The organism is Neorhizobium sp. PAMB6630 (assembly GCF_058242775.1).
The window spans coordinates 2052121-2076991 of the sequence record NZ_CM177836.1 but is presented as its reverse complement, the minus strand read 5'-3'; the positions used below and the strand labels follow the sequence as shown (position 1 = coordinate 2076991).

Genomic DNA, 24871 nt, shown 5'->3' with positions numbered 1-24871 from the left:
ACAATGAGAGCCCGTCCACTGCCCTTTCCAGGGGCTTGGGCGGGCTCTTTGCATGTGAAGAGGCTTTTCCGGACCTTTTAAAAGGGGCCAGGCGAAGCCTGTCAGAGAAGGCCGAGTTCGGTCAGTTCGCGCCGAAGATCTTCCGGCATGGCGGCGACATCGTCTCCCAGGGCGCCGAGATCGCGCGGCACATCCTCGGGCTTGAGGTATCTCCAGCCCTGGAAGGGTCGCTTCGGTTGCGGCGCGGTCTCGATCACCTCGGGGGCCAGAACGAGGTTGCAACGTGAAATGCCATCGCCGCCGGTAAAGGTCTCGATATCGAGAAGCGTCTGGCGCGCCAGCACCTGCCCCTTGATAACCCAGTAAAGAGAACCGCCGTCCAGCAATTCGTCGAGGCGCTTGGGCACCATGCGGGTGGTGTGGGTGCTGTGCGGCTGAAGACCGGCCGCCATGGCCGACAGCGCCCGCTCAGTGACCCACTCGCGCAGGTCCTGAATTGATTCTGCGCCGACGCAGAGCTTGATAAGATGAAGTGCCATGGGCTGCTTCAAAACCGTTCCGGCCGCGCCGTCAAGAGGCTTGAGACGCAGTGCGGAATGTTCAGCGGTTGCGCGTCAACATTCGACAACGTTAACGGCCAGGCCGCCGGTCGAGGTTTCCTTGTATTTTTCACTCATGTCATAGCCGGTCTGGCGCATGGTTTCGATGGCGGCATCGAGCGGCACGAAATGCGAGCCGTCGCCTTTCAGCGCAAGTGATGCGGCGGTGACAGCCTTGACGGCGCCAAGCGCGTTCCGCTCGATGCAGGGCACCTGCACCAGGCCGGCAATCGGGTCGCAGGTCATGCCGAGATGGTGCTCGAGAGCGATTTCGGCGGCATTCTCGATCTGCTCGGGGGACCCATCCATGACGGCGGCAAGGCCGGAAGCCGCCATGGCAGCCGCAGACCCCACCTCGCCCTGACAGCCGACTTCGGCGCCGGAAATAGAGGCATTGTGCTTGATGATGCCGCCGATGGCGGCCGCCGTCAGCAGGAAGGTGCGGATATCCTCGGTGGTTGCCGCCTCATGGAAATGCAGGAAATAGCGGATCGTCGCCGGAATGACGCCGGCAGCGCCATTGGTCGGGGCGGTTACGACGCGCCCGCCGCCGGCATTTTCCTCGTTGACGGCCATGGCGTAAACCGACAGCCAGTCATTGGCGAGAAGCGGGTTCAGGTGGTTGCTGCGCCATTCGGCGTTCAGCTTGTCGTGGATGGATTTCGCCCGCCGCTTCACCTTGAGGCCCCCCGGCATGATGCCGTCCACCTTGAGGCCGCGGTCGATACAGGTGCTCATGGCCGTCCAGATGCGGTCAAGGCCGGCATCCAGTTCCTCACCAGTCATCCTGGTCAGTTCGTTGGCGCGCTTCATCTGGGCGATGCTGAGGCCGGAGCCGCGCGCCATCTCCAGCATCTGCTTTGCAGAGGCAAACGGGTATGGCACCTTGTCGGCTGACGCCGTTTTTGTGCCGCGCATGGCCTCGAGTTCCGTATCGGTCACCACGAAACCGCCGCCGATGGAATAATAGATGCGCTTCAAGAGCAGCCGGTCATGCTTGTCGAAGGCGGAAAAGCTCATGCCATTGGCATGGCCCGCAAGCGGCTGCTTGCGATCGAAGACGAGATCCGTTTCCGGTTTGAACTGGTAGGCCGGATGGCCGGCGGGTGTTACGCGTCCGGTGCGATCCACGTCCGCCAGAATGTCGTCCATGCGGTCCGGATCAACGCTGTCGGGGGCTTCTCCCATCAATCCCAGGATCACCGCCCTGCCCGTGCCATGGCCGATGCCGGTATAGGCCAGCGATCCATGCAGGCTGACTTTCAGACTTGCAACCGCCGTGCCTGCCGGACGTGGCCACTCATCCGAGAGCAGCAGGTTCAGAAACCGGTTGGCAGCCGACATCGGTCCCATCGTGTGGGAACTGGAGGGGCCGACGCCGATCTTGAACACATCGAATACGGAGAGGAACATGAACTGTAAAACCCTTCAGGCTTGCTTCGTCATCCAGAGCGCAGCCTAACCTTCGCCATGGCACCATTGCGGCGGCGGGCCGACACGCAATGGAACGGATGCGACAACAAGCCTCACACGAAGGAGTGCGTGTTGTCCATCAGGGATGGGATGAAGGGGAGAGCAGTTCGATCAGATGCTTCCGAAGATATAGGCAAGCGCGAGGATGCCGGCAAAACCTGCAAGAGCCTTGAGTGTCACGCCCCAGCAGGACTTCTGAACGCTGTCTTCCATAAATGCTCCATTGCGGACACGAGGGTCGTGTGCGCGTCAAACGCTTAACTGTATATTAATGACATTTACATTTCGCAACTGCAAAAAACGCATGGCTCATAGGTTGTGAACGCCTTGGCGGCTTCATCCACCGGATTGTTGAGGCCGTCCTTCAAGATGATCCGAGTGGACCGTTTGCCTTGCCCGAACGGACGCCGCCTCTGCCAAAGCCGTTTCGGTGAGCGTCGTTTCAAAAACCGTTTCGAATTTCGTGCCGATGCTGTAGCGATGCTCAACACGACCGGATTCGCGAATGGACAGCCGATGACAACGCTCGATTATGTCGCCCTCGCTCTTTTTGCAATCCTCTGGTTTACCTATTCGAGGCTTACCAGCGGCGAACCGGTGCTGTCGCGCCGCAGCCTCAACCAGGTGATGGCCGACCGGCGCCGTCAGTGGATCTACAATTCGCTGAAACGTGACCTGAAGATGATCGACACGCAGATCATGGCCGGCCTGCAGAACGGCACGGCCTTTTTCGCCTCCACCTCGATCTTTGCCATCGGCGGCTGTTTTGCGCTTCTCGGCGCCACCGACCGGGTGGATGTGGTGTTTCGCGATCTCGCCTTCGTCGAATATTCCGGACGCGCCGCCTTCGAGGCGAAGGTCGTCGGCCTGACGGCGCTGTTTGCCTATTCCTTCTTCAAGTTCGGCTGGTCCTATCGCCTGTTCAACTACTGCACCATTCTGTTTGGCGCGCTTCCGATGACGCATGAGGCCAATGCCAATCCGGCCGAGGCGGAGCGCGCCGCCGACCAGGTGATCCGCATGAACGTCATAGCTGCCCGCCACTTCAATGCCGGTCTCAGAACGATTTTTCTGTCGATCGGCTATCTCGGTTGGTTCATCGGGCCCTATATGTTCATGGCATCGACGCTTTTCGTCATTTTTGTCCTGCTGCGCCGGCAGTTTTTCTCCGAAGCGCGACGGGCGATCATGGATCGTTAGGCGGTGTGACGCACGCCCCCGGCCGGCGCTTGCCTGCCGCATCAACTCATTTCATGTCGGGAAGGCCAACGTCGGTTTTCCCCGATCAACGCCCAAGGTTTTCGCTTGTCCTCCACCACTGCCCTTGATGCCGATGCCTCCCACACGCCCCCCGGTGGCCCGCTCCGGGCGCCGCGCATTCCGCTCATCGATACGCTGCGCGGCGTGGCCCTCATCGCCATGGCCTCCTACCACTTCACCTGGGATCTGGAATTTTTCGGCTATCTCGAGGCTGGAACGGCAACGCAGGGGGCGTGGAAAATTTATGCGCGGCTGATCGCCACCTCGTTCCTGATGCTGGTCGGCTTCAGCTTCATCCTGGCGCATGGACAAGGCATCCGCTGGCCGTCGTTTCGCAAGCGGCTGGCGCTGGTTGCCGGTGCTGCCGCCGTCATCAGCATCGCCACGCGCTTTGCCATGCCGCAGGAATGGATCTTCTTCGGCATCCTGCACAATATCGCGCTGTCCAGCCTTCTGGCGTTGGCCTTCCTGAGAGTACCCCCGCTATTGACCGGGATTGTCGCGCTCGGCCTTTTTGTCGCCATGGTGCTCGACACCTGGATCATGCCGGGCATTTTCAGTTTTCCGGTGTTTGATACGCGGCTGCTCGCCTGGACCGGTTTTGCCGAGACCATTCCGCGCTCGAACGATTTCGTGCCACTGTTTCCCTGGTTTGCCGCGGTGCTCGCCGGCGTTTCGATCGGCGGGCTGCTGCGCGATCATGGCGGGCTTGCGCGGCTTGCCGCATGGCAGCAGCGCCCGAACCTGCTGACAAAAACCGGCCGCCACAGCCTTGCCTTCTATCTCATTCACCAGCCGGTGCTGATCGGCCTCGTCTACCTGGCGTCGCTGATCTATCCGGCACCGACGGCCGATGCGATTAGTAGTATCCAGAGTTGTGCACGCAGTTGCGTGGCTGAAGGTAATGAAGCAGGACTTTGCGAACGCTTCTGCGGCTGCACAACCAACAAGCTGGTAGAGGAATCGCTTTTCATTCCCCTGCAACGTGGTGAGATCGATCAAACCACCGACCCGCGCTTCAAGGCCATCGTGCAAGAATGCGCCATCAGCAGTCGCTGATCAGGTGCCGACACCGATTTCGGCGAGACGCGTCAGGCAGGCTTCCTCGACATTGTCGAGTTCGTTCAGCGTGTCGTCGATATCCTTGCGCTTCTGGCGAAGATCGTCGCGCTTTTCATCGATTCGCTTCATCAGCAGCGTCAACTGGCCAAGCTCGCCCGGCGGCGAGCGATAGACCTCAATGATTTCGCGGATTTCGGCGATGGTGAAGCCAATGCGGCGCCCGCGCAAAATTTCCTGGATCAGCCGGCGGTCGGCCATGCGAAACAGCCGAGTGCGGCCGCGCCGCTCCGGGTGGATCAGCCCTTCATCCTCATAAAAACGCAAGGTCCGGGTTGAGACCCCGAATTCCCGCGTCAGTTCCGTGATGGTATAATATTTGTTCACGCCGGCATCCTGTCTGGTTAAGGCAGGATAATTGACTTTTACGTAACAGTCAATTTTGAGGGGCAAATCGATCACGGACCGGTGAGGTCACCGCACGTGCTGCGGTTCTTACTTGATGGCAAACCACCAGGTGGCCAGGCCGAGAAACGAGAAAAACCCGGTCACGTCGGTCACTGTCGTCACGAAAACCGCTGACGACACGGCGGGATCGGCGCCGATCTGGTCGAGCAGCAACGGGATCATGATGCCAGCCAATGCGGCGGCCATCATGTTGATCAGCATGGCTGTGGCGATGATGCCGCCTATATTGGGATCCTGGAACCAGAGGCCGGCGGCAAGGCCGATCAGGATGCCGAAGATCACGCCGTTCACCAGCCCGACGCCCGCCTCGCGTCGCACCACCCGCCACGCGTTGTAGATATCGAGATTGCGGGTGGCGAGCGCCCGCACCGTCACCGTCATGGTCTGTGATCCGGCATTGCCGCCCATGCCGGCAACGATCGGCATCAACACGGCGAGCGCCACGATCTGCTCGATGGTTGCCTCAAACAGCGAGATGACGGAAGCGGCCAGAAGCGCCGTCAGCAGATTGACGAGAAGCCAGGGCACGCGCGAGCGCGAGATTTCCGGAATGGTGTCGGACAGTTCTTCATCGCCGACACCGCCGAGGCGCATGATGTCCTCTTCCGCCTCTTCCTGGATAACGTCCACGACGTCATCGATGGTAAGCACGCCGACGAGGCGGCCGTTTTCGTCCACGACAGCGGCCGAGATAAGGTCGTATTGCTCGAAAAGCTGGGCAGCCTCTTCCTGGTCCATGTCGGCCGGGATCGGATAGTTCGTCTCGCGCATCACCTGCTCGATCTTCACCTGCCGTTTGGTGCGCAGGATGCGGTCGAGATCGACCATGCCGAGCAGCTTGAATGTGGGATCGATGACAAAAATCTGGGTAAAACTTTCCGGCAGGTCCTCTTCGTCGCGCATGTAATCGATGGTCTGGCCGACGGTCCAGAACGGCGGCACCGCGACGAATTCCGTCTGCATGCGCCGTCCGGCCGAGCTTTCCGGATAATCCAGCGCGCGCCGCAACCGCACCCGTTCGGTAAACGGCAGCTGCGCCAGGATCTCTTCCCGGTCTTCCTTGTCGAGGTCTTCCAGAATGTAGACGGCATCGTCGGAATCAAGATCGCCGATGGCAGCTGCAATCTGCGCATTCGGCATCTGGTCGACGATTTCGAGGCGGATGGCTTCATCCACCTCGGTGAGCGCCGTCAGGTCGAAATCGTCGCCGAGCAGGCGCACCATCGCCATGCGCTGGTCGGGCAGGATCGATTCGAGCAGGTCGCCCAGTTCTGATTCGTGAAGGCTTGCCACCTTCTGGCGCAGAAACAGCAGGTCGCGGTCAGCAATCGCGGCCCCGACCAAGGCAAGGAAGTCGGCCCGGATCGAGCCGTTTTCCGCGTAGATGTCATCATCCCGCTCGTCGGCATGAGGGCGAACGCGGTCCTCTTGGATATCAGTCATGCCGCGCCCTCGCCTTGCCTCTGCTTTGCCGCCATCCGCTTGCCGTCGATGGCTGCGATCCGCAGAATGGCCTCGAAAAACCGATTGTCAACAATTGGATACGGCGTTTCGACCGGGATCGGCCGCGCCTTGTGAAAACACCGGAGCCGATCTGTTTCCTATACCGGTTCCGGTTTACAAAGGCATACGAAACCCGTCTGACAGGAATGAGACACCCCTCACAGCGCCTGTCTCCCGTCATCGTCATCAGGAGAGCCGCGTGCCTGTCAGAGCCATTCTTCGTTATCCGGACCCGCTGCTTGCCGCAAAATGTGCACCGGTGACTGAGTTCGATGAGAGCCTTGCAGCCTTGGTGAGTGATCTCCTGGAGACGATGCAGGCCGCACCCGGCGTCGGCATCACGGCTGCTCATGTCGGCGTCCTCAAACGGGTGTCGGTCATCAAGCTCGGGCCGTACGAGCCGCTGATCGTCCACATCAACCCGGAAATCCTCACCCGGTCGGTGGATCTCCAGCGTTTCACCGAAGGCAGCGTGTCCATGCCCGGCATCACCGACGAGGTGGAGCGGCCCCGCGCCATCCGCCTTCGTTACCAGGATCTCCAGGGAACCGTTCACGAAGACGAGGCAGATGGGTTTCTCTCCACCTGCATCCAGCACGAAATCGACCAGCTCGACGGCATCTTCTGGCTGAAGCGCCTGTCACGGTTGAAACGCGACCGGCTGGTGCGGCGCTTTGAAAAAGAAATGCGCGCATAAGGCGATCGAACCAACGGCGTTCCCGGGCGTTATGGCAGCACCCGACCACCCGAGGAGGCCCAGATGGCGTCGAAAAAGCCCGTGAACGATATGTCCCGCGAAGAAGACTACCGCGATTACGATAGCCGCAACATCGATGATGGCTGGCCTTATTCCGATCCGGCAGGCGCTGGTGCAGCACCGGTGGACAATGCCGCCTATGGCGACCCGAAGGCGAATTTCGACCGTGAGAGAAACAAGGGTTATGCGGTCGACAGCGCAGACGAAACCGGTCTGGAAGAGCCGGTGAGCGATCGTCGCACGCCCGCAACAGTCGGTGTCGAAGAGACAGACGACCTTGAGGAACGTGTGAGCGAATCTCTTGAAGCTCTTGATATCGTTGCCATGGAGACAATCGATATTCGTGCCGACGGCACCACTGTCACGATCGAAGGTGAAGTGGACGACAGCCAGACGGCCCGCAAGATCGTCGCCCATGTCAAGCGCGTGCCGGGGGTCGGCCGTGTTGTCAACGAACTGACGCTTCTGGGCATCGACAGCCTGATCCCGGACGACGACTGATCGCGGTGATGCGGCCTGCTTAAAGCGGCTGCGCGCTGATCTTTATCTGCGGGGTGAGCGACAGCGTGTTGCTCACCGTGCAAAGCTCCTTGGCCAGCGTGACGATGTTTTTCAGCTCGTCGTCGCTATACTCCCCGCCGATCCGGATATCGGCGGAGAGTTCCGCCACGCGTGACACACCTTCGTGTGCTTTCTCTCCCGTGACATGCACACTGACGCCGGAAAATTTTTCAAGAAGATGCAGCTTGACCACCGCGCCCTTGACGCTGAGCGCCAGGCAGGCAGACAGTGATGAATAGAGCAGATCGAGCGGATTAAAGCCGGGGTCGGACACGCTTGTCACCACCTCCAGCGCACCGCCCGTCTCGGTCAAAAGCGTGGCCGGACCACGATTTTCCATGCGTGCCGTCGCGCCGGTCAGCCGCGTTTTTACCCTGATGTCCACCATGATGTTTTTCCATTCATCGCTGTATCCGAGGCACGCCGCGAAACCTGGTATGTCCGGCGTGTCCTGAGCGGGCATTCCTGAGGGTTTTTGAGGTCGCGTCAAGCCGTCATCGCCCGCGCCACTCACCTGCGGCAATTCGCCAGCGACGGTGCGCGGTCGCGTGAATTTCAAGCTTGACGGGTGGCGCTCGACGCGATTACTTTAAACCTAAAATAAAAACGGAACAGTTTGTCATTCCCCGGGAAGGAAATCGGAACATGCGCATTGTCTGCATCGGCGGCGGTCCGGCCGGCCTCTACTTCGCGCTCCTGATGAAGAAGCTGCACCCCGAGCACCATATCCGTGTGGTGGAGCGCAACCGGCCCTATGACACCTTTGGCTGGGGCGTGGTGTTTTCCGATGCAACGATGGTGTCCATGCAGGCCTGGGATCCGGAAAGCGCCGCTGAAATCAAACAGGCCTTTAATCACTGGGATGATATCGAGGTCCTGTTCAAGGGCACCCGCCAGCGCACGTCCGGCCATGGCTTTGTCGGCATCGGCCGCAAGAAGCTGTTGAACATCCTGCAGCGGCGCTGCGAGGCGCTTGGCGTCGAACTGGTGTTCGAGACCGATGTGCAGGGCGATCAGGATTTTCCCGATGCCGATCTGATCATCGCCTCTGACGGGTTGAATTCCCGCATCCGCCAGAAATACGAAGACATCTTCGCGCCTGATATGGTGGTGCGCCCAAACCGCTATATCTGGCTTGGCACGAACAAGCTGTTTGATGCCTTCACCTTCGATTTCCGCAAGACCGATCACGGCTGGTTCCAGGCGCATATCTACAAGTTCGACGAAAACACCTCGACCTTTATCGTGGAAACGACGGAAGAGGCCTATCAGGCCCACAAGCTGGGCGAGATGGACCAGCAGGGCTCCATCGACTTCTGTCGGGACCTGTTTTCCGAGGTTTTGGAAGGTGCGCCGCTGATGACCAACGCGCGCCATCTGCGCGGCTCGGCATGGCTTAATTTTTCCCGCCTGATCTGCGGCAAGTGGAGCCATTTCAACGGCCAGTCGCATGTGGTGCTGATGGGGGATGCGGCCCACACGGCGCATTTCGCCATCGGTTCCGGCACCAAGCTTGCCATCGATGATGCCATCGAACTGGCCAACCAGTTCAACAAGGCAGGCCACGAAAAATCGGCGATCCCCGCCGTGCTCCACGTCTACGAAGAGATCCGCCGCGTCGATGTGGCGCGCATCCAGAATGCCGCCCGCAATGCCATGGAATGGTTCGAGGTGGTCGGTAAGCGTTATGCCGATACGCTGCCACCCGAACAGTTCATGTATTCGATGCTGACGCGTTCGCAGCGCATCAGCCACGAAAACCTTCGCCTGCGCGACAGAACCTGGCTTGAGGGTTATGAGCGCTGGTTTGCCGAACACTCCGGCCTTGTGGCCGCCGAAGATGGCTCGGTGCCGCCACCGATGTTCACGCCTTATGGCGTGCGCGACGTGACGCTGCCGAACCGCATCGTCCTGTCGCCCATGGCGATGTATTCGGCAAAAGACGGCCTGCTCGGTGATTTTCACCTTGTCCATCTCGGCGCCCGCGCGCTCGGCGGCGCCGGCCTCGTCTTTGGCGAAATGACCTGCGTTTCCCCGGATGCCCGTATTACGCCCGGTTGCCTCGGCCTGTGGAATGACGAGCAGGTGTCCGGCTGGACGCGCTTTGTCGATTTCGTCCATCAAAACAGCGCCGCAAAGGTTGGCATCCAGCTTGGCCATGCCGGCGCAAAGGGTGCGACGAAACTGGCCTGGGAGGGGGCTGACCAGCCTCTCGACGCGGGGGACTGGCCGCTGATCTCGGCGTCCGCCCTGCCCTATCTGCCGCACAGCCAGGTGCCGAAGGCGATGGACCGCGCCGACATGGACCGCGTGAAGGCCGATTTTGTCTCGGCCACGCGCCGGGCCGCCGAAACAGGTGCCGACTGGCTGGAATTCCACGCAGCCCACGGCTACCTGATATCAGCCTTCCTGTCGCCGCTCACCAACCGGCGCACGGATGAATACGGCGGATCTCACGAAAACCGCGCGCGTTTTCCGCTCGAAGTGTTCGAGGCCATGCGCGCCGTCTGGCCGGCGCAAAAGCCGATGTCGGTGCGTCTCTCCTGCCATGACTGGGCGGAAGGCGGCAATACGCCTGACGATGCGGCGATATTTGCCAAAATGTTCAAGGAGGCCGGCGCCGACGTGATCGACTGCTCCTCGGGGCAGGTCTCGAAGGCGGAAAAGCCGGTCTATGGCCGCCTGTTCCAGACGCCCTTCTCTGACAAGATCCGCAACGAGGTGGGCATTGCAACGATTGCCGTTGGCGCAATCTCCGAGGCCGATCACGCCAACTCGATCATTTCGGCCGGCCGCGCCGATCTTTGCGCCGTCGCCCGCCCACATCTGGCCGATCCTGCCTGGGTTCTGCATGAGGCGGCCCGCATCGGGCTCACCTCCGTCGCCTGGCCAAAGCAGTATTATTCCGGCAAGCGCCAGTACGAAACCAATCTTGCCCGTGCTGCCCAGCCGGCACTGGCGGGCAAATAGGAGGTGGCCGTGCCACAGGTTTCCGCAGGCCGGCTTGTCGGCCGCCACGCATGTGTGACCGGCGCCGGTTCCGGCATTGGTGCCGCCATTGCCGCAGCCCTTGTGGCGGCCGGCGCACAGGTCACGCTTGCGGGACGCCGGGCAGACCCGCTCACATCCCTCTCGGCGCGCCTCGGGGCAGAGCAAACCCTTGCCTTGCCCGGCTTCGACGTGACCGATCCGGCGGCCATCGCGGCTGGCCTTGAAACCGCCCGCGCCCGCTTTGGCCCCATCGATATCCTCATCAACAATGCCGGAGAGGCGCCGACGGCCTCCTTTGAAAAGACGTCGCTGGAGATGTGGAACCACGTGCTTTCGGTGGATCTCACCGGCGTGTTCTGCGTCACGCAGGCGGTTCTTGCCGATCTGAAGGCAAGGGGCGACGGTGCGCGCATCATCAACATCGCCTCGACGGCGGGCCTCGCCGGTTATGCCTATGTATCTGCCTATGTGGCGGCAAAGCACGGCGTCATCGGCCTCACGCGCGCGCTTTCGCTCGAGCTTGCCCGCACCGGCGTCACCGTCAATGCCGTCTGCCCTGGTTTTACCGATACGCCGCTGGTGCGCGGCGCGCTGGAGACAATCGTGCAGAAGACCGGGCGCAGCCCTGAGGAGGCGCTGAAGGAACTGACAAAGCATAATCCGCAAGGACGGCTGGTGACGCCGGAGGAGGTCGCGGACGCCGTTCTGTGGCTGGCGTCTCCCAGTGCCCAATCGATCAATGGACAGGCGATCGCGGTCGCCGGTGGGGAGGTTTTTTGACTGTGAACACGGACCAGCCATCGATGGCGGCGCATAAAGACGCGCTGCGCAATTACCAGCCAACGCATTTTCTCTTCGAGGTCAGCGAGGATGGCCGCATCGCCACCATCCGGCTGAACCGGCCGGAGCGCAAGAACCCGCTGACATTCGAAAGTTACCGTGAACTGCGCGACCTTTTTCGTGCGCTGGCGGATGCCTCCGACATCAGGGCCGTGGTGCTGACCGGTGCCGGCGGCAATTTCTCCTCCGGCGGCGACGTGTTCGAGATCATTGAGCCGCTGACGAAGATGGCGATGCCGGATCTTCTGGCTTTTACCCGCATGACAGGCGATCTGGTCAAGGCGATGCGAAAATGCCCGCAGCCGGTGATTGCCGCCGTTGATGGCATTTGCGCCGGCGCCGGGGCCATTCTTGCCATGGCCTCTGATCTCCGTCTTGCGACACCGCAGGCAAAGACAGCCTTCCTGTTTACCCGCGTCGGACTGGCTGGCGCAGATATGGGCGCCTGCGGCATTCTTCCGCGCATCATCGGACAGGGACGTGCGGCAGAGCTTCTCTTTACCGGTCGTGCGATGAGCGCCGCTGAAGGCCATGCCTGGGGCTTTTACAACAATCTTTACCCGGCAAACGATCTGGAGGCCGAGGCGCAGAAACTGGCGCGATCGCTGGCAGACGGTCCCTGGTTTGCCCACACGATGACAAAAACCATGCTGAACCAGGAATGGGCCATGGGCATCGACGAGCTGATCGAATCGGAAGCGCAGGCGCAGGCGATCTGCATGGCGACCAAGGATTTTCGTCGTGCCTTCGAAGCCTTTGCCGAAAAACGCAAGCCGGTCTTCGAAGGGAACTGAGGCGATGGCACATCACGCCCCCGGCAGCTCTCCGGAGCCCCCTTCGCGCGACCATCTCGACTGGCCGTTTTTTGACGATAGCCACCGGGCTCTGGTTGAAAAGCTCGACGCATTTGCCGCTTCCGGCACGCTTGCCGCCATCGACCATGCCGACACGGATGCCGCCTGCCGGGCGCTGGTACGCGCGCTTGGCAAAGCGGGTCTGCTCGATGCCGCAACGGGTGCTGGCGGCCGCGAGCCGATCGACAGCCGTGCGGTTTGCCTGACGCGCGAAACGCTCGCCTTCCACGATGGACTTGCCGATTTCGCCTTTGCCATGCAGGGGCTCGGCACCGGCGCCATCGGTCTTTCCGGCTCTGCCAGCCTGCAGGAAACCGTGCTGCCGAAGGCGCAGAGCGGCGAATGGATCGCAGCTTTCGCCCTATCGGAAAAGGAAGCCGGCTCGGATGTGGCGGCCATGGCCTGTGCCGCCCGCCGCGACGGCGATCATTATGTGCTCGACGGCGAAAAGACCTGGATTTCCAACGGCGGCATTGCCGATGTCTACACGGTCTTTGCCCGCACCGGCGAAGCACCGGGCACACGCGGCATTTCCACCTTCGTCGTTTATGCCGATGATCCCGGCTTCTCGATTGCCGAGCGAATCGATGTGATTGCGCCGCACCCGCTGGCCACCATCCGCTTCGAGAACTGCCGTATTCCCGCTGACCGGCTGCTCGGCACGCCCGGTGAAGGCTTCAAGATCGCCATGCGCACGCTCGACATTTTTCGCGCATCGGTCGCCGCCGCTGCCCTCGGCTTTGGCCGCCGCGCGCTCTTCGAGGCAGTCGCCCATGCCAAGGCGCGCGCCATGTTCGGGGCGAAGCTTTCCGACCTGCAGCTGACGCAGGCAGCCCTTGGCGACATGGCCGCCGAGATCGACGCCGGCGCCCTCCTCACCTACCGCGCGGCCTGGCGTCGCGACGTGCAGAAAATGGTCGCCACCAAGGAAGCGGCGATGGCCAAGATGGTCGCCACCGAAAACGCCCAGAAGGTCATCGACCGCGCAGTGCAGATGTTTGGCGGACGCGGTGTCAGGGTCGGCGAGATCACCGAAAAACTCTACCGCGAAATCCGGGCGCTGCGCATCTACGAGGGCGCCACGGAAGTGCAGAAACTCATCATTGCCCGCGAACTGTTGAAGAACGCCTGACCTGGAGACCAATGCCATGCACACCATCCTGCAGCCGGAAGGCTGGGCCAAACCGATCGGCTATGCCAATGGCATCGCAGCCACCGGCCGTCAGGTCTATATCGGTGGCCAGATCGGCTGGAACGGGCAGTGCCAGTTCGAAAGCGACGATCTCGTGGACCAGGTGCGCCAGACACTTCAGAATATCATGGCCGTGCTCGCCGAAGCCGGCGGGCGTGCCGAACACATCACCACCATGACCTGGTATTTCATCGACAAGGCAGACTATCTCGCCAATCTGAAAGGCATCGGGCAGGCCTACCGCGAGGTGATCGGCCGGCATTTCCCCGCCATGGCTGCCGTCCAGGTGGTGGCACTCATCGAGGACCGCGCCAAGATCGAGATCCAGGCGATCGCCGTCATTCCCGAATAAGGACGTCTCCATGCCGGATATCGCCTTTTCCGCCACCGTCTCCGGGTCAGTCATAGAGGGCGTTCTTGTCGTCACGATCGACAATCCGCCGGTCAATGCAACCGGCGCCGAGGTGCGCAAGGGGCTGATGGCAGCGCTTGCCTTTTCATCAAGCCACGCCGAGATTGCCGGGCTTGTCATCACCGGGGCGGGAAAGATCTTCATCGGCGGTGCCGATATCCGCGAGTTCGGCAAACCGCCGGTCGCGCCGATCCTGCCGGATGTGGTCGAGGCCCTGGAGGCGCATGAAAAGTCCGTGGTTGCCGCCTTGAATGGCCCAGCACTCGGCGGCGGGCTGGAAGTGGCGCTTTCCTGCCATCACCGCATCGCCCTGCCCTCCGTTAACCTCGGCCTGCCGGAGGTGAAGCTTGGCCTCGTGCCGGGTGCCGGCGGCACGCAGCGCCTGCCGCGCCTTGCCGGAGCGCTTGCCGCCCTGCAGCTGATCGCAACCGGCCGCAGCATCAAGGCAGACGAGGCGCTCAAGCTCGGTATCCTGGATCAGGTGGTGCCGGGTGATCTGGTGGCAGCAGCCTGCGCGCTTGCCCGGCAGTGGGCGGCAAAACCGCTGCGGCGCACCGGTCAGCTTGCCCCACCCATCATTGAACCTGAAGCCTTCGAGGCTCAGGCGAAAAAAATTCTCGAAAGAGCCCGTGGCCAGAACGCCCCGGCAAAGGCCGTGGACCTGGTGCGGCAAAGCGGCGAACTTTCGTTTGAACAAGGCCTTCTCAACGAGCGTGCGGCCTTCCTGTTGCTGCGCGACAGCGATCAGGCAAAGGCGCTTGCCCATGTTTTCTTTGCCGAACAACAGGCGGGCAAGGTGCAGGCGCTGGAAGGCGTCCTGCCCCGGACCTTAAACACAATCGCAATTGCAGGCCTCGGCCTGATGGGAAGCGGCATTGCCGTGGCAGCGCTTGGCGCCGGTTATACCGTCATCGGGCTCGACCAGACACAGGAAGCCGCCGCAAAAGGCCGTGAGCGCATTCTGGGGCTCATCGAGCGATCGGTGGCAGCTGGACGCCTGACGGAGGCTGAGGCTAAGGAACAGGGCGCGCACCTGACGGTAACGGTCGACGATCAGGACCTTGCTCGCGCCGATCTCGTCATCGAGGCGGTGTTTGATGATCTGGATGTGAAGATCGATCTCTTTCGCCGGCTGGATAAGGTGCTGCGCCCGGACGCCATTCTTGCCACCAATACCAGCTACCTGAACCCGGATGAGATTGCCGCTGCAACCGCCCACCCGACGCGGGTGCTCGGGCTGCATTTTTTCTCTCCGGCGCATGTGATGCGGCTTGTCGAGGTGGTGCAGTGCAAGGCTACCGCGCCCGATGTGCTGGCAACTGGTCTTGTCTTTGCGCGGCGCCTGAAAAAACTCGCCGTCGTTGCCGGCGTCACCGAAGGTTTTATCGGCAACCGCATCTTTTCAGCCTACCGCCGCGAAGCCGAGTTTCTGATCGAGGACGGCGCCGCTCCGCACGAGATCGACGCGGTGCTGGAGGACTATGGTTTTCCGATGGGCCTGTTTGCCGTCTATGACATGGCAGGCCTCGAAATTGCCTGGAACCGCCGCAAGCGGCAGGCGGCAGGCCGTGATCCGGCCGAGCGTTATGTCGAGATCGCCGACCGGCTCTGCGAGGCCGGGCGCCTCGGCCAGAAGGCCGGGCGCGGATGGTATCGCCATGAGGCGGGAAAACGCCTGATCGATCCAGAGGTCACCGCCATCATCGAAGCCTGCCGGGCCGCAAAGAACATCGTGCCCACAGATTTCACGCGGGAGGATATCCTGTCGCGCCTGCTCAGCGCGATGGCGGATGAGGGCCGGGCGCTGCTTGCCGAAGGGATCGCCGCACGGGGCAGCGACATCGATCTGGTGATGATCAACGGCTACGGTTTTCCAGCCCACAAGGGCGGCCCGATGTTTGCAGCAGGCGTCTAAAAGATCCGCGCACCCCCTGCCCTTAATGCGGCTTGTGGCCTTGCCGACAGGAACCATTCATCGCAAGAATGCTTACTCCCGAAAACAAGGGAGTTTTAAGGATGAGAATCACCGGGTTGGCCGGTCTTGCGGCTGTGGGACTTTTGGCGCTTGCCGGCTGCGCAACCGAGCAGACGGCCATCGAGCCGTTTCCCAACAGCCTCACCTATGGCGGACGCTCACCGATCGTGCCCTATCCCGTTGGCAGTTCCTTCAGCCGCGAGGTGCGCGACGAATTCCTCAACCGCTACGAGGAACTCTACGAGGTCCAGCCCGATCACACGGTCCGCATCGTCACCCGTTTCCGCCGCTCGACGCCTTGAATGGGCTTGGAAAGCTCGCTTCGAGTTGAGACGAGGTATTTTTCACAAATATCTGACGAGAAAAAACAAAACTCTATCAGCTGGTTCTTTTGGCACGGTCGAAAAGTCACAGATGAAGCGTCTCTGTCTGAAGTTGGTGACGTATCGGCTGCCGGTTTTCAGCTCGCATTGTGAAACGCATAGCCACCGCGCGAGGACGTGAGGATGATCATGGCCGAGCGTGGAAGTGACTTATGCGTGAGGCTCGGATGGACGAGTTTCGCAAGCTCTGTCAAAAGCCTGTGAGGACGCAATTGCGCCAAGCGCATATGACCAAGCATGCGAAAAGGCCGAGGCATGGGCGTGTGGCTTCGCGTTGCTGTATGCCTGTTTCGAGACAAGGACCGCAAAATGTCGCGACAGCACATCTCCTCACTCGACGGTTTGCGTGGCATCGCGGCAGGTACGGTTGTTGTCTCGCATTTGTCGAACTTCACCGGAACGCTTGCGCCGTTGGGTAATGGCGCGGGTCAAGTTGGCGTCATGCTTTTCTTCGCCCTGTCAGGATTCCTTATGGCGCATCATCATGCCCACGAGGATTTTAGTGTACCCACCGTGCGTAACTACGCAGTGCGTCGCATAGCAAGGATCGTGCCTCTTTACGCTTTCGCTGTCGCGACATCGTTTGGATGGTTTCTCTGTACCGGGCAGCAGATCGCCGGCTACAACACCAATTCTGGAAATATCATTTCGCATGCCACCTTTATCCGGGGCGATGGCATCCTCTGGACTATTCCGGTGGAAGTGCAGTTCTATGTAGTCTTCCTGCTGATCTGGGCGGTTTCGAAACGTAAGATCATCGTCTGTCTGCTAACGCTCCTGGCTCTCACACCCACTATTATGGGCCCCGCGGAGGCGCTACCGACCCTTGTTCGTTGCCTGCCGTTCTTTTTCTTTGGTGTTAGTGCTCGCTTGCTGATTGCCCCGCCGTCAAAGATGCTAGCCAACATCGTTTTTCTGATCTCGTCCATACTTTATGTCGTAACCCTCCCCCAGATGCGCCCTCTATATGGACTGCCCGCCCCCATGCTCTTTGATAACTGGGGTGATCCGATGTTTATGGGGATCCTATTCTGCCTGGTTTGGTCTGCTCGAACGTCATCACTGGCCGACAAACTGCTCGGGAACTCGATCAGCGGATGGATCGGAAAAATCTCTTTCTCACTCTATCTGTTCCACTATCCGGTCATCGCTGTGGTGGCAGCGAGCGATCTACCGACCTTTGTAATCTGGATTGGCGCAATTTCATGCAGCGTTGCGCTCGCCTCTGCATCGTACCTGGCTATTGAGCGGCGCTTGCAGAAGTGGATCACGTCCCATCTGTGTAATACCAACCGTCATTGATCAGAACCCTTGCGCCCATGTGCGTCTCCCAATCGACATGATCTTCCATGGGCGCTCTTGCAGGGTTCTCCAAGCGTAGCAGCAATGGTCGACGATATCCTCGTAGGTCTTGAAGATGCGGTTCGAGAGCCAGTTGTCCCTCATGAACTGCCAGATGTTTTCGACAGGGTTCAATTCAGGCGACTTGGGCGGTAGTGGCAGGATGGTGATGTTTTCAGGAACGATGAGATTGTTGGACATGTGCCATCCGGCCTGATCCATGATGAGGATGGCATGGCCATCGTCCGCGACGTTGCGGGATATCTCGATCAAATGCTGGTTCATGGCATGGGTGTCGCACCACGGCATGACGAGAGCGGCGGCCTTGCCAAGCTTGGGGCAGATGGCACCGAAGATATAGGCCGAACGGGTTCGCTGGTCGTGCGGCGCGGACGGCCTCGATCCCCGCCTGGCCCAGCGGCGGGTGATCTTGTTCTTCTGGCCTATCCGAGCTTCATCTTGGAACCAGATTTCGATCACTTTGCCCTTGGCGGGGCCGGCGGTGATTTCTGCCACAGCGGCGGGGAAGTTTTTTTAAATGCCTCGGTCGCCTCCGGATCCTGCGCATGATGTCTTGGGCGAGCCGAGAGCTTGCGATACCCCATGGCACGCACTTCGCGCCCCAGGGTCTCCTCGCTCACCGAGATGCGGAACTCTTCCCAAATCCATTGAGCCAGATCACACAGACGCCATCGGACGACGCCATCAAGATAAGGTGTCGGCCCGCGCTCGATGGCTTGCGCCAAGGCCGTTCGCTGTTCGTCGTTCAGAAGAGAAGGTTTTCCCGGAGCCTTGCCGTTGATCAGGCCGTCGGGACCGCGATCATTGAAACGCACCACCCAGTCGCGCACGATCTGAACTGTCACGCTGCCGAGGCGAGCGGCATCGGCCCGTGAACCACCGTCATAGATCGATGCGAGCGCCAGAAGCCGCCGCGCCTGATCGGCATCGCGCGTCTGCCGGGCCAGACGCCGTAGCATGGACCCGTCGAAATCCGACCGCAAAGAAAGCGCTGAACCCATCGCAAACCTCCTGTTTGCCACAGAGATTCAGATTCGTCGGCTTTTGGGAATCCCAAGAGTCAGTCTCAGCGACGATTGGTATAACAGCCCGTCGCTGCCGGACGTGGTTCGAGAAACCTGAAACAAGGGGTTGGCGGAACCTGGCTGCAGCCGGCGCGAAATCGTGGCTCAGAAGCCAAGACCAGCGAGGTCTACACCCGGCGCGTGGAGCGCTGGAAACTGCACAAGTTGCGATGGAGCGAGTAAATGTGTCCCAGGCATGGTTCTGACGTGGGACACGTCAAAAGCCTAGCAGACTGTAAAACAACAAAAAACCCGGCTTTCGCCGGGTTCTTTTGGTGCGGTCGAGAAGACTCGAACTTCCACGGGTTGCCCCACAGCGACCTCAACGCTGCGCGTCTACCAATTCCGCCACGACCGCATCGTGGTAGGCCGGTTTGTTGCCGGCGAGGGAGCATCTAGCAAAGGGATTTGGCCGACGCAAGTGTGCCGTGACAGTTTTTTGAAAGATAAAATTTGCGGAAGAATTCCTATATAGGGAAAGCCCTGATTTGCTGGCTTCTGACCCTGTGGATAGCCAGCGCATTTTTTTCTGGCGAGTAACGATCATGCTGACCCGTACCGATCTCAATCTGTCCATGCTGCCAAAGGATGGCTGTCCGGCTGTTCGCTGGCGTATTTCCGATTCCCTCGTGCCCTATGAGGAAGCGCTTGCCGTCATGGAAGCGGAAGTGGGCGCCATTGCCGATGGCCGGGCCGATGAACTGGTCTGGCTTCTGGAACATCCCCCGCTCTATACGGCCGGCACCAGCGCCAATGTTGGCGACCTCATCGAGCCCGACCGGTTCCCGGTGTTTTCCACTGGGCGGGGCGGGGAATATACCTATCACGGCCCCGGCCAGCGGGTTGCCTATGTGATGCTCGACCTCAAACGCCGCCGCCAGGATGTGCGTGCCTATGTGGCCGCACTGGAAGAGGTGATCATCCGCACGCTGTCCTTGATGAATGTGCGCGGCGAGCGGCGCGAGGATCGCGTCGGGGTCTGGGTGCGCCGGCCGGAAAAACCGCTTCTGCCGGATGGCAGCATGGCCGAAGACAAGATTGCAGCGCTTGGCATTCGCCTGCGCCGCTGGGTGAGCTTTCACGGACTGTCGCTGAACGTCGATCCGGATCTTTCCCATTTTTCCGGCATCGTGCCCTGCGGTATCTCCGCCTATGGCGTGACGAGCCTTATGGATCTCGGCCTGCCGGTCATGATGACGGATGTCGATGTCAGGCTTCGCCAGGCGTTCGAGGACGTGTTCGGGCAAACCGCCAATGAGGCCGCTTCATCCCTGGGGATCTGACGGTTTGATCGCGCCGGGTGGCGCGGCCGCACCTTGCCTTGCCACCCTCACCCGTGGTTGAACGGACAGCCACAGGAAAACCACCATGACCGCCGCCATCTCGACCACGCCCGCCTCCTCCGACAGGTCCGTAAAGGGCATGGCGCTGATGGCCTGCTGCATGATCATCCTGCCGATGATGGATGCGATTGCCAAATACATGGCAACGTTTGAAACCATGTCGCCGGGCCAGGTGACCTTCTATCGTTTCTTCGTGCAACTGGTCGTGCTGGCGCCGCTGTTTTTCTGGACGGTGGGCAGTTTTTCAAACGTGCGGCGGCCGTGGATGAACATGCTGCGCGGGGCGCTGCATGCGGCGGCCAGCCTGATGTTCTTCACCGCGGTCAAATACATGCCGCTGGCGGACGTGTTTGCCATCTATTTCGTCGAACCCTTCATGCTGACGATGATGTCGGCGCTGTTCCTGGGCGAAAAGGTCGGCTGGCGGCGCTGGCTTGCCATTCTGGTCGGCTTCGGCGGCGCCATGATCGTGATACAGCCGAGCTTCGAGATTTTTGGCTGGACCTCGCTTCTGCCGGTCGCCTGCGCCTTTCTGTTCACGCTCTACCTGTTCCTCAACCGTGCGCTCGGCGAAGGCGATTCGCCGCTGACGATGCAGATGATGTCGGGCGTTGGCGGAACGCTGTTCATGGGCATCGTGCTTGTTGCCGGCAATGCCGCCGGCATTGCGGATTTCGAGATGTCACTGCCGGCCTCCGGGCTCGGCCTTGTTCTTCTCATCATCCTCGGTTCGCTCTCCGGTTATGTGCATCTGCTCGTCGTGCGCGCCTTCCGCATGGCGTCCGTGTCGCTTCTCGCCCCCTTCCAGTATTTCGAGATCATCTCGGCAACGGTGCTCGGCTACCTGCTGTTTGCCGATTTCCCGACGCCGTCGAAGTGGCTGGGCATCGGCGTCATCGTGGCGTCCGGCCTGTTCATCATCTGGCGCGAGCGCGTGCAGAGCCGACGGATGGTGACGTCGGCGTGACAGCACTTTGGCCGCTTTGCGCTTGAGCCGCCTGCCCCCGCATGCCACAAAGTTTTCAAGAATCACGTAAAGTCAGGGAGACAAGATCATGGATGTCCGCGCAGCAGTAGCCGTTCAGGCCGGAAAGCCGCTCGAAGTCATGACGGTTCAGCTGGAAGGCCCCAGAGCCGGTGAAGTTCTGATCGAGGTGAAGGCCACAGGCATTTGCCATACCGATGATTTCACCCTGTCCGGTGCCGATCCGGAAGGCCTGTTTCCAGCCATTCTCGGCCATGAGGGCGCCGGCATCGTCGTCGATGTCGGGCCGGGCGTTACCTCGGTGAAGAAGGGCGACCATGTCATTCCGCTCTACACGCCGGAATGCCGCGAATGTTATTCCTGCCTCAGCCGCAAGACGAACCTCTGCACCGCCATCCGCTCGACGCAAGGCCAGGGCCTGATGCCGGACGGCACCTCGCGCTTTTCCATCGGCAAGGACAAGATACATCACTACATGGGCTGTTCGACCTTTGCCAATTACACGGTGCTGCCGGAAATTGCGCTGGCCAAGGTCAATCCGGACGCGCCCTTCGACAAGATCTGCTACATCGGCTGCGGCGTGACGACCGGCATCGGCGCTGTCATCAACACGGCGAAAGTTGAAATCGGCGCGACCGCCATCGTCTTCGGTCTCGGCGGAATCGGCCTCAACGTCATCCAGGGCCTGCGGCTTGCCGGCGCCGACATGATCATCGGCGTGGATTTGAACAATGACAAAAAGGCATGGGGCGAACGCTTCGGCATGACGCATTTCGTCAATCCGAAGGAAGTCGAGGGCGATATCGTGCCTTACCTCGTCAACCTGACGAAACGTGCCGGCGACCATATCGGTGGCGCCGATTACACGTTCGATTGCACCGGCAATACCAAGGTCATGCGCCAGGCGCTGGAAGCCTCGCATCGCGGCTGGGGCAAGTCGGTCGTCATCGGCGTTGCCGGCGCCGGCCAGGAGATTTCCACCCGCCCCTTTCAGCTGGTCACCGGCCGCAGCTGGATGGGCACCGCCTTCGGTGGCGCCCGTGGCCGCACGGATGTGCCGAAGATTGTCGACTGGTACATGGACGGCAAGATCATCATCGATCCGATGATCACCCACACCATGCCGCTCGAAGACATCAACAAAGGTTTTGAGCTGATGCATTCGGGTGAAAGCATCCGTTCTGTCGTGTTATACTGAAACCAGATCGCGCCACGGCCCGTTATCGCGAAGGACGCCCTCGGGCGTCCTTTTGCTTAGGGTTCGGGCAAGGATCACACGAAATAGACCTTTGCCGGACGACAAGCGCGGCACAACGGGAGACAGAATGGCAGATCGTATCGTTTCAGGCTCGGTCAAGGCGGATGGCAGCGTGCTCGCCGGCCAGGGCTTCCAGGTTGCCCGCAAGGGGGCCGGACGTTATCTGCTTGTCTTCCAGCCGCCTCTCAACGACGTCGAAGGCGGCATGACGCAGCTATCTGGCGGTGAAAGCGCCAAAGGCTGGCGCGCCGCCGTGGTGTCCGTCGATGGCCTGCACGCGGCAATCGCCATCCGGGACGCCGGGGGCACCGACAGCGATTGCGATTTCTCCTTCATGTTTTCCGGCAAAATGCATGCCAGCGCGCCGCCGCGCCCGGTGGCCGGCCCCGATTACGGATCGACAACGGGCAGTGACGTGTTGCCGGATCCCGCCATCGGCAGCCCCTCGTCCACGCCGCCGGTCGTGTCCTTTCCCTTGAGCGACCGCGTGCGCCAGGCGATGATGCCAAAGCCGCCGGAACCTCGCCCCGCCCCGGAACCGCGTCCGGTCGATCCGCTGGTCAGCGCCCAGCAGTCTCAGATCGACCGGCTGAAGCAGATGACGCAGCAGGTTCTGCAGCGGTTGCAGGTGGAAAATCGTATGTTGAAGGCAAAGCTCCACTTGCGCGATCAGGCACCGGAACCGGCGGTGCCGCCGATCGGCGTCACCCCACATTTTACCGCCATTCCCGGCGGGCCGGCGCTGGCGCGCCTGCTGGTCTCGGAAACCTTTGACACCGTGCTCGATGTTGGCCCCGGCTGGCAGAAACGGACAAGTCTTCTGGCCGAGGCCGGCAAGGCCGTGACGGCCCTGGTCTCTGCTGCAGAACCCGGAGAACATGGCCCCGGTATCGAAATCCGTCACGAGCGTATCGATGACGAAAGCCTTGCCGGCCCCTTCGACTGCATTCTGGCAAGCCATGTGCTGCAGCGCGCGCGCGATCCACAGCGTTTTCTGCGCCGTCTCCACGCCTTGCTGCCGGAGGGCGGCGTGCTGGCGCTTGCGGTACCGGCTCTGCGTTATCCGATGGTGAACGGTGATCTCAGCCTGTGGAGCGCGGGCCTGCTTCTGCAGCATCTTGTTCTCGCAGAGTTTGACTGTCGGGAGGCGGCAGTCCTGACCGAAGGCGACGAAATCTGTCTCGTGCTGCGCAAGTCCTCCATTCCTGCCATTGCCGAGGATGAAGGCCTCCCGCCGCTGGAGAGCCTTCGAGAGCATCTTCCGACCCGCCTCGATTTTATCTCCGAGCCCGAGGGCTGCTGTTTCAACGGCGACATCCGGAACCTCAACTGGTAAACGCCAGCAAGCCACCTGCCCCAATGCTGACACGGAGCGCCGCCAATTGATCTATGTGGATGCCGATGCCTGCCCGGTAAAGCCCGAAATCCTGAAAGTCGCAGAGCGCCACGGGCTGGAAGTTACGCTGGTTGCCAATTCCGGCCTTCGTCCCTCGCGTGATCCGATGGTGAAGAACATCATCGTCTCCGGCGCCTTTGATGCCGCCGACGACTGGATTGCCGAACGGGCGGGACGCGGCGATATCGTGGTGACGGCAGATGTGCCGCTTGCCGTGCGCTGCGTGGCGGCCGGCGCCCAGGTGACCGGGCCGACAGGACGCGAATTCGACGAGCGCAATATCGGCATGGCCAGCGCCATGCGCGATCTTGGCGCGCATCTGCGCGAGACCGGCGAGAGCAAGGGCTATAACGCTGCCTTCTCCCCGCGAGACCGCTCGGCTTTCCTGTCGACGCTTGACCGTCTCTGCCGGCGCGCCAAGGCGAGTGCGGCACAAGTGACGGATGACCCGGCATGACAGATGGTTTGCCTCACTGGCGGCACCGCAGGCACAGCCCGTTTTATGCGGCAAGCATTGCTGGCGTCCTGACCCTGCCGGTTTTCTGGATCCTTGCCCGGCATCTTGCCGTCGAAATTTCGGCGATTGTCTTTTTTCTCGTCTATCTCGGCATGATGGCGCGGCGCATTCCGCGCCTGACGGTCGGCCGCCTGAAGACCAGCGCCGAACGCGACAATGCACCTGCCTATGTCATCCTGATAGTCACGCTTCTGGCCGTCATCACTGTGATCGCCACCCTGTTCAATGCGCTGAACCGCAGCGCCAATCCGAGCGTTTTCGAGGTCGCCATCGCCTTCCTCTCGGTGATTGCCGGCTGGCTGACCATCCACACCATGTTTGCCATGCATTACGCCCATCACTACTGGCGGCGCGTTTCGAAGGAGGATGGCACGCTCGGCACCCAATGCGGGTTGGAATTCCCGCAGACGCCGGAACCTTGCGGCCATGATTTCCTCTATTTCTCTCTGGTGATCGGCATGACGGCGCAAACGTCCGACGTTGTCATCACCACCACGGCGATGCGACGTATCAATCTCGGCCATGCCGTCCTGTCGTTCTTTTTCAACACTGTGCTTGTTGCCGCCGCCGTCAACGCGGTCGTGTCGCTCGCCGGTTAACTGATCAACGGAGATTTTTG

General features: G+C 61.0%; 24 protein-coding genes and 1 tRNA gene. 18 read left to right on the top strand and 7 right to left on the bottom strand.

Translation table 11 applies throughout. The features are described from left to right. Positions 1-101: 101 nt before the first annotated feature. Together AC4CWF_RS09800 and AC4CWF_RS09795 are read right to left on the bottom strand one after the other, a co-directional pair. Complete coding sequence (locus AC4CWF_RS09800; protein WP_491281502.1) at positions 102-539, bottom strand: DUF1489 family protein; 438 nt, start codon at positions 537-539, stop codon at positions 102-104. A gap of 75 nt (positions 540-614) precedes the next feature. After that, positions 615-2012 carry an L-serine ammonia-lyase gene (locus AC4CWF_RS09795; protein ID WP_491281501.1) on the bottom strand — a complete coding sequence of 466 codons (1398 nt, stop codon included), beginning with the start codon at positions 2010-2012 and terminating at the stop codon, positions 615-617. A 576-nt stretch (positions 2013-2588) separates the two neighbouring features. On the opposite strand from AC4CWF_RS09795, the gene AC4CWF_RS09790 reads away from it, so the two are divergent. Further along, complete coding sequence (locus AC4CWF_RS09790) at positions 2589-3272, top strand: DUF599 domain-containing protein (RefSeq protein WP_491281500.1); 684 nt, start codon at positions 2589-2591, stop codon at positions 3270-3272. 105 nt (positions 3273-3377) lie between these two features. Next, positions 3378-4391 carry a heparan-alpha-glucosaminide N-acetyltransferase gene (locus AC4CWF_RS09785; protein ID WP_491281499.1) on the top strand — a complete coding sequence of 338 codons (1014 nt, stop codon included), beginning with the start codon at positions 3378-3380 and terminating at the stop codon, positions 4389-4391. Here the strand turns inward: AC4CWF_RS09785 and AC4CWF_RS09780 are convergent, their stop codons facing one another. Continuing rightward, positions 4392-4778: a MerR family transcriptional regulator gene (locus AC4CWF_RS09780; RefSeq protein ID WP_491281498.1), complete on the bottom strand. Its 387-nt coding sequence runs from the start codon at positions 4776-4778 to the stop codon at positions 4392-4394. A 108-nt stretch (positions 4779-4886) separates the two neighbouring features. Then, positions 4887-6302 carry a magnesium transporter gene (gene mgtE / locus AC4CWF_RS09775; RefSeq protein WP_491281497.1) on the bottom strand — a complete coding sequence of 472 codons (1416 nt, stop codon included), beginning with the start codon at positions 6300-6302 and terminating at the stop codon, positions 4887-4889. A 259-nt stretch (positions 6303-6561) separates the two neighbouring features. Between mgtE and AC4CWF_RS09770 the strand changes: the two genes are divergently transcribed. Both AC4CWF_RS09770 and AC4CWF_RS09765 read left to right on the top strand, forming a co-directional pair. Next, positions 6562-7059, top strand: coding sequence for a peptide deformylase (locus tag AC4CWF_RS09770; protein ID WP_491281496.1), 498 nt, complete (start codon positions 6562-6564; stop codon positions 7057-7059). 63 nt (positions 7060-7122) lie between these two features. Then, a complete protein-coding gene (locus tag AC4CWF_RS09765) occupies positions 7123-7620 on the top strand; it encodes a BON domain-containing protein (RefSeq protein ID WP_491281495.1) in 498 nt (165 codons plus the stop codon). 19 nt (positions 7621-7639) lie between these two features. Here AC4CWF_RS09765 and AC4CWF_RS09760 read toward each other — a convergent pair whose 3' ends face one another. Then, positions 7640-8068 carry an OsmC family protein gene (locus AC4CWF_RS09760; RefSeq protein WP_491281494.1) on the bottom strand — a complete coding sequence of 143 codons (429 nt, stop codon included), beginning with the start codon at positions 8066-8068 and terminating at the stop codon, positions 7640-7642. 257 nt (positions 8069-8325) lie between these two features. Between AC4CWF_RS09760 and AC4CWF_RS09755 the strand changes: the two genes are divergently transcribed. The 8 genes from AC4CWF_RS09755 (at position 8326) to AC4CWF_RS09720 (ending at position 17629) form a co-directional block, all read left to right on the top strand. Then, positions 8326-10650, top strand: coding sequence for a bifunctional salicylyl-CoA 5-hydroxylase/oxidoreductase (locus AC4CWF_RS09755; protein ID WP_491281493.1), 2325 nt, complete (start codon positions 8326-8328; stop codon positions 10648-10650). Positions 10651-10659: 9 nt separating this feature from the next. Then, positions 10660-11451 carry an SDR family NAD(P)-dependent oxidoreductase gene (locus tag AC4CWF_RS09750; protein WP_491281492.1) on the top strand — a complete coding sequence of 264 codons (792 nt, stop codon included), beginning with the start codon at positions 10660-10662 and terminating at the stop codon, positions 11449-11451. Between the two features lie 23 nt (positions 11452-11474). Next, a complete protein-coding gene (locus AC4CWF_RS09745; RefSeq protein WP_491285334.1) occupies positions 11475-12305 on the top strand; it encodes an enoyl-CoA hydratase family protein in 831 nt (276 codons plus the stop codon). A gap of 4 nt (positions 12306-12309) precedes the next feature. Further along, positions 12310-13497, top strand: a complete 1188-nt coding sequence (locus AC4CWF_RS09740) for an acyl-CoA dehydrogenase family protein (protein ID WP_491281491.1) — start codon at positions 12310-12312, stop codon at positions 13495-13497. 16 nt (positions 13498-13513) lie between these two features. Beyond that, the gene (locus AC4CWF_RS09735) at positions 13514-13909 is read left to right on the top strand and encodes a RidA family protein (protein ID WP_491281490.1); all 396 of its coding nucleotides are present in this window, start codon (positions 13514-13516) and stop codon (positions 13907-13909) included. Positions 13910-13919: 10 nt separating this feature from the next. Beyond that, positions 13920-15884: a 3-hydroxyacyl-CoA dehydrogenase NAD-binding domain-containing protein gene (locus tag AC4CWF_RS09730; protein WP_491281489.1), complete on the top strand. Its 1965-nt coding sequence runs from the start codon at positions 13920-13922 to the stop codon at positions 15882-15884. A gap of 101 nt (positions 15885-15985) precedes the next feature. Beyond that, a complete protein-coding gene (locus AC4CWF_RS09725; protein ID WP_491281488.1) occupies positions 15986-16246 on the top strand; it encodes a hypothetical protein in 261 nt (86 codons plus the stop codon). Between the two features lie 336 nt (positions 16247-16582). Next, positions 16583-17629: an acyltransferase family protein gene (locus AC4CWF_RS09720; RefSeq protein ID WP_491281487.1), complete on the top strand. Its 1047-nt coding sequence runs from the start codon at positions 16583-16585 to the stop codon at positions 17627-17629. Here AC4CWF_RS09720 and AC4CWF_RS09715 read toward each other — a convergent pair. Both AC4CWF_RS09715 and AC4CWF_RS09710 read right to left on the bottom strand, forming a co-directional pair. Further along, positions 17630-18690, bottom strand: a protein-coding gene (locus AC4CWF_RS09715) for an IS630 family transposase (RefSeq protein WP_491281486.1) whose coding sequence is annotated in 2 segments (ribosomal slippage) — positions 17630-18198 and positions 18198-18690 — 1062 coding nt in all. Because the reading frame shifts where the segments join, the coding sequence is not laid out codon by codon here. Positions 18691-19026: 336 nt separating this feature from the next. Continuing rightward, positions 19027-19111: transfer RNA gene (locus AC4CWF_RS09710), tRNA-Leu, on the bottom strand. Positions 19112-19298: 187 nt separating this feature from the next. Between AC4CWF_RS09710 and lipB the strand changes: the two genes are divergently transcribed. The 6 genes from lipB (at position 19299) to AC4CWF_RS09680 (ending at position 24851) form a co-directional block, all read left to right on the top strand. Then, the gene (gene lipB, locus AC4CWF_RS09705) at positions 19299-20036 is read left to right on the top strand and encodes a lipoyl(octanoyl) transferase LipB (protein WP_491281485.1); all 738 of its coding nucleotides are present in this window, start codon (positions 19299-19301) and stop codon (positions 20034-20036) included. Positions 20037-20121: 85 nt separating this feature from the next. Further along, positions 20122-21063, top strand: a complete 942-nt coding sequence (locus tag AC4CWF_RS09700; protein WP_491281484.1) for a DMT family transporter — start codon at positions 20122-20124, stop codon at positions 21061-21063. Positions 21064-21151: 88 nt separating this feature from the next. Then, entirely contained in the window at positions 21152-22279 is a 1128-nt protein-coding gene (locus AC4CWF_RS09695; protein WP_491281483.1) for an S-(hydroxymethyl)glutathione dehydrogenase/class III alcohol dehydrogenase, read from the top strand. Between the two features lie 127 nt (positions 22280-22406). Beyond that, entirely contained in the window at positions 22407-23675 is a 1269-nt protein-coding gene (locus tag AC4CWF_RS09690) for a class I SAM-dependent methyltransferase (RefSeq protein WP_491281482.1), read from the top strand. Positions 23676-23721: 46 nt separating this feature from the next. Then, a complete protein-coding gene (locus tag AC4CWF_RS09685) occupies positions 23722-24192 on the top strand; it encodes a YaiI/YqxD family protein (protein WP_491281481.1) in 471 nt (156 codons plus the stop codon). Continuing rightward, a complete protein-coding gene (locus AC4CWF_RS09680) occupies positions 24189-24851 on the top strand; it encodes a DUF1345 domain-containing protein (protein ID WP_491281480.1) in 663 nt (220 codons plus the stop codon). The genes AC4CWF_RS09685 and AC4CWF_RS09680 overlap by 4 nt, the downstream gene beginning before the upstream one ends. Positions 24852-24871: the final 20 nt, after the last annotated feature.

Coding starts and splice junctions, on each gene's coding strand:
- AC4CWF_RS09800 (WP_491281502.1), bottom strand. CDS start 539: ATGGCACTTCATCTTATCAAGCTCTGCGTCGGCGCAGAATCAATTCAG.
- AC4CWF_RS09795 (WP_491281501.1), bottom strand. CDS start 2,012: ATGTTCCTCTCCGTATTCGATGTGTTCAAGATCGGCGTCGGCCCCTCC.
- AC4CWF_RS09790 (WP_491281500.1), top strand. CDS start 2,589: ATGACAACGCTCGATTATGTCGCCCTCGCTCTTTTTGCAATCCTCTGG.
- mgtE (WP_491281497.1), bottom strand. CDS start 6,302: ATGACTGATATCCAAGAGGACCGCGTTCGCCCTCATGCCGACGAGCGG.
- AC4CWF_RS09765 (WP_491281495.1), top strand. CDS start 7,123: ATGGCGTCGAAAAAGCCCGTGAACGATATGTCCCGCGAAGAAGACTAC.
- AC4CWF_RS09760 (WP_491281494.1), bottom strand. CDS start 8,068: ATGGTGGACATCAGGGTAAAAACGCGGCTGACCGGCGCGACGGCACGC.
- AC4CWF_RS09755 (WP_491281493.1), top strand. CDS start 8,326: ATGCGCATTGTCTGCATCGGCGGCGGTCCGGCCGGCCTCTACTTCGCG.
- AC4CWF_RS09745 (WP_491285334.1), top strand. CDS start 11,475: ATGGCGGCGCATAAAGACGCGCTGCGCAATTACCAGCCAACGCATTTT.
- AC4CWF_RS09740 (WP_491281491.1), top strand. CDS start 12,310: ATGGCACATCACGCCCCCGGCAGCTCTCCGGAGCCCCCTTCGCGCGAC.
- AC4CWF_RS09735 (WP_491281490.1), top strand. CDS start 13,514: ATGCACACCATCCTGCAGCCGGAAGGCTGGGCCAAACCGATCGGCTAT.
- AC4CWF_RS09730 (WP_491281489.1), top strand. CDS start 13,920: ATGCCGGATATCGCCTTTTCCGCCACCGTCTCCGGGTCAGTCATAGAG.
- AC4CWF_RS09725 (WP_491281488.1), top strand. CDS start 15,986: ATGAGAATCACCGGGTTGGCCGGTCTTGCGGCTGTGGGACTTTTGGCG.
- AC4CWF_RS09720 (WP_491281487.1), top strand. CDS start 16,583: ATGGGCGTGTGGCTTCGCGTTGCTGTATGCCTGTTTCGAGACAAGGAC.
- lipB (WP_491281485.1), top strand. CDS start 19,299: ATGCTGACCCGTACCGATCTCAATCTGTCCATGCTGCCAAAGGATGGC.
- AC4CWF_RS09700 (WP_491281484.1), top strand. CDS start 20,122: ATGACCGCCGCCATCTCGACCACGCCCGCCTCCTCCGACAGGTCCGTA.
- AC4CWF_RS09695 (WP_491281483.1), top strand. CDS start 21,152: ATGGATGTCCGCGCAGCAGTAGCCGTTCAGGCCGGAAAGCCGCTCGAA.
- AC4CWF_RS09690 (WP_491281482.1), top strand. CDS start 22,407: ATGGCAGATCGTATCGTTTCAGGCTCGGTCAAGGCGGATGGCAGCGTG.
- AC4CWF_RS09680 (WP_491281480.1), top strand. CDS start 24,189: ATGACAGATGGTTTGCCTCACTGGCGGCACCGCAGGCACAGCCCGTTT.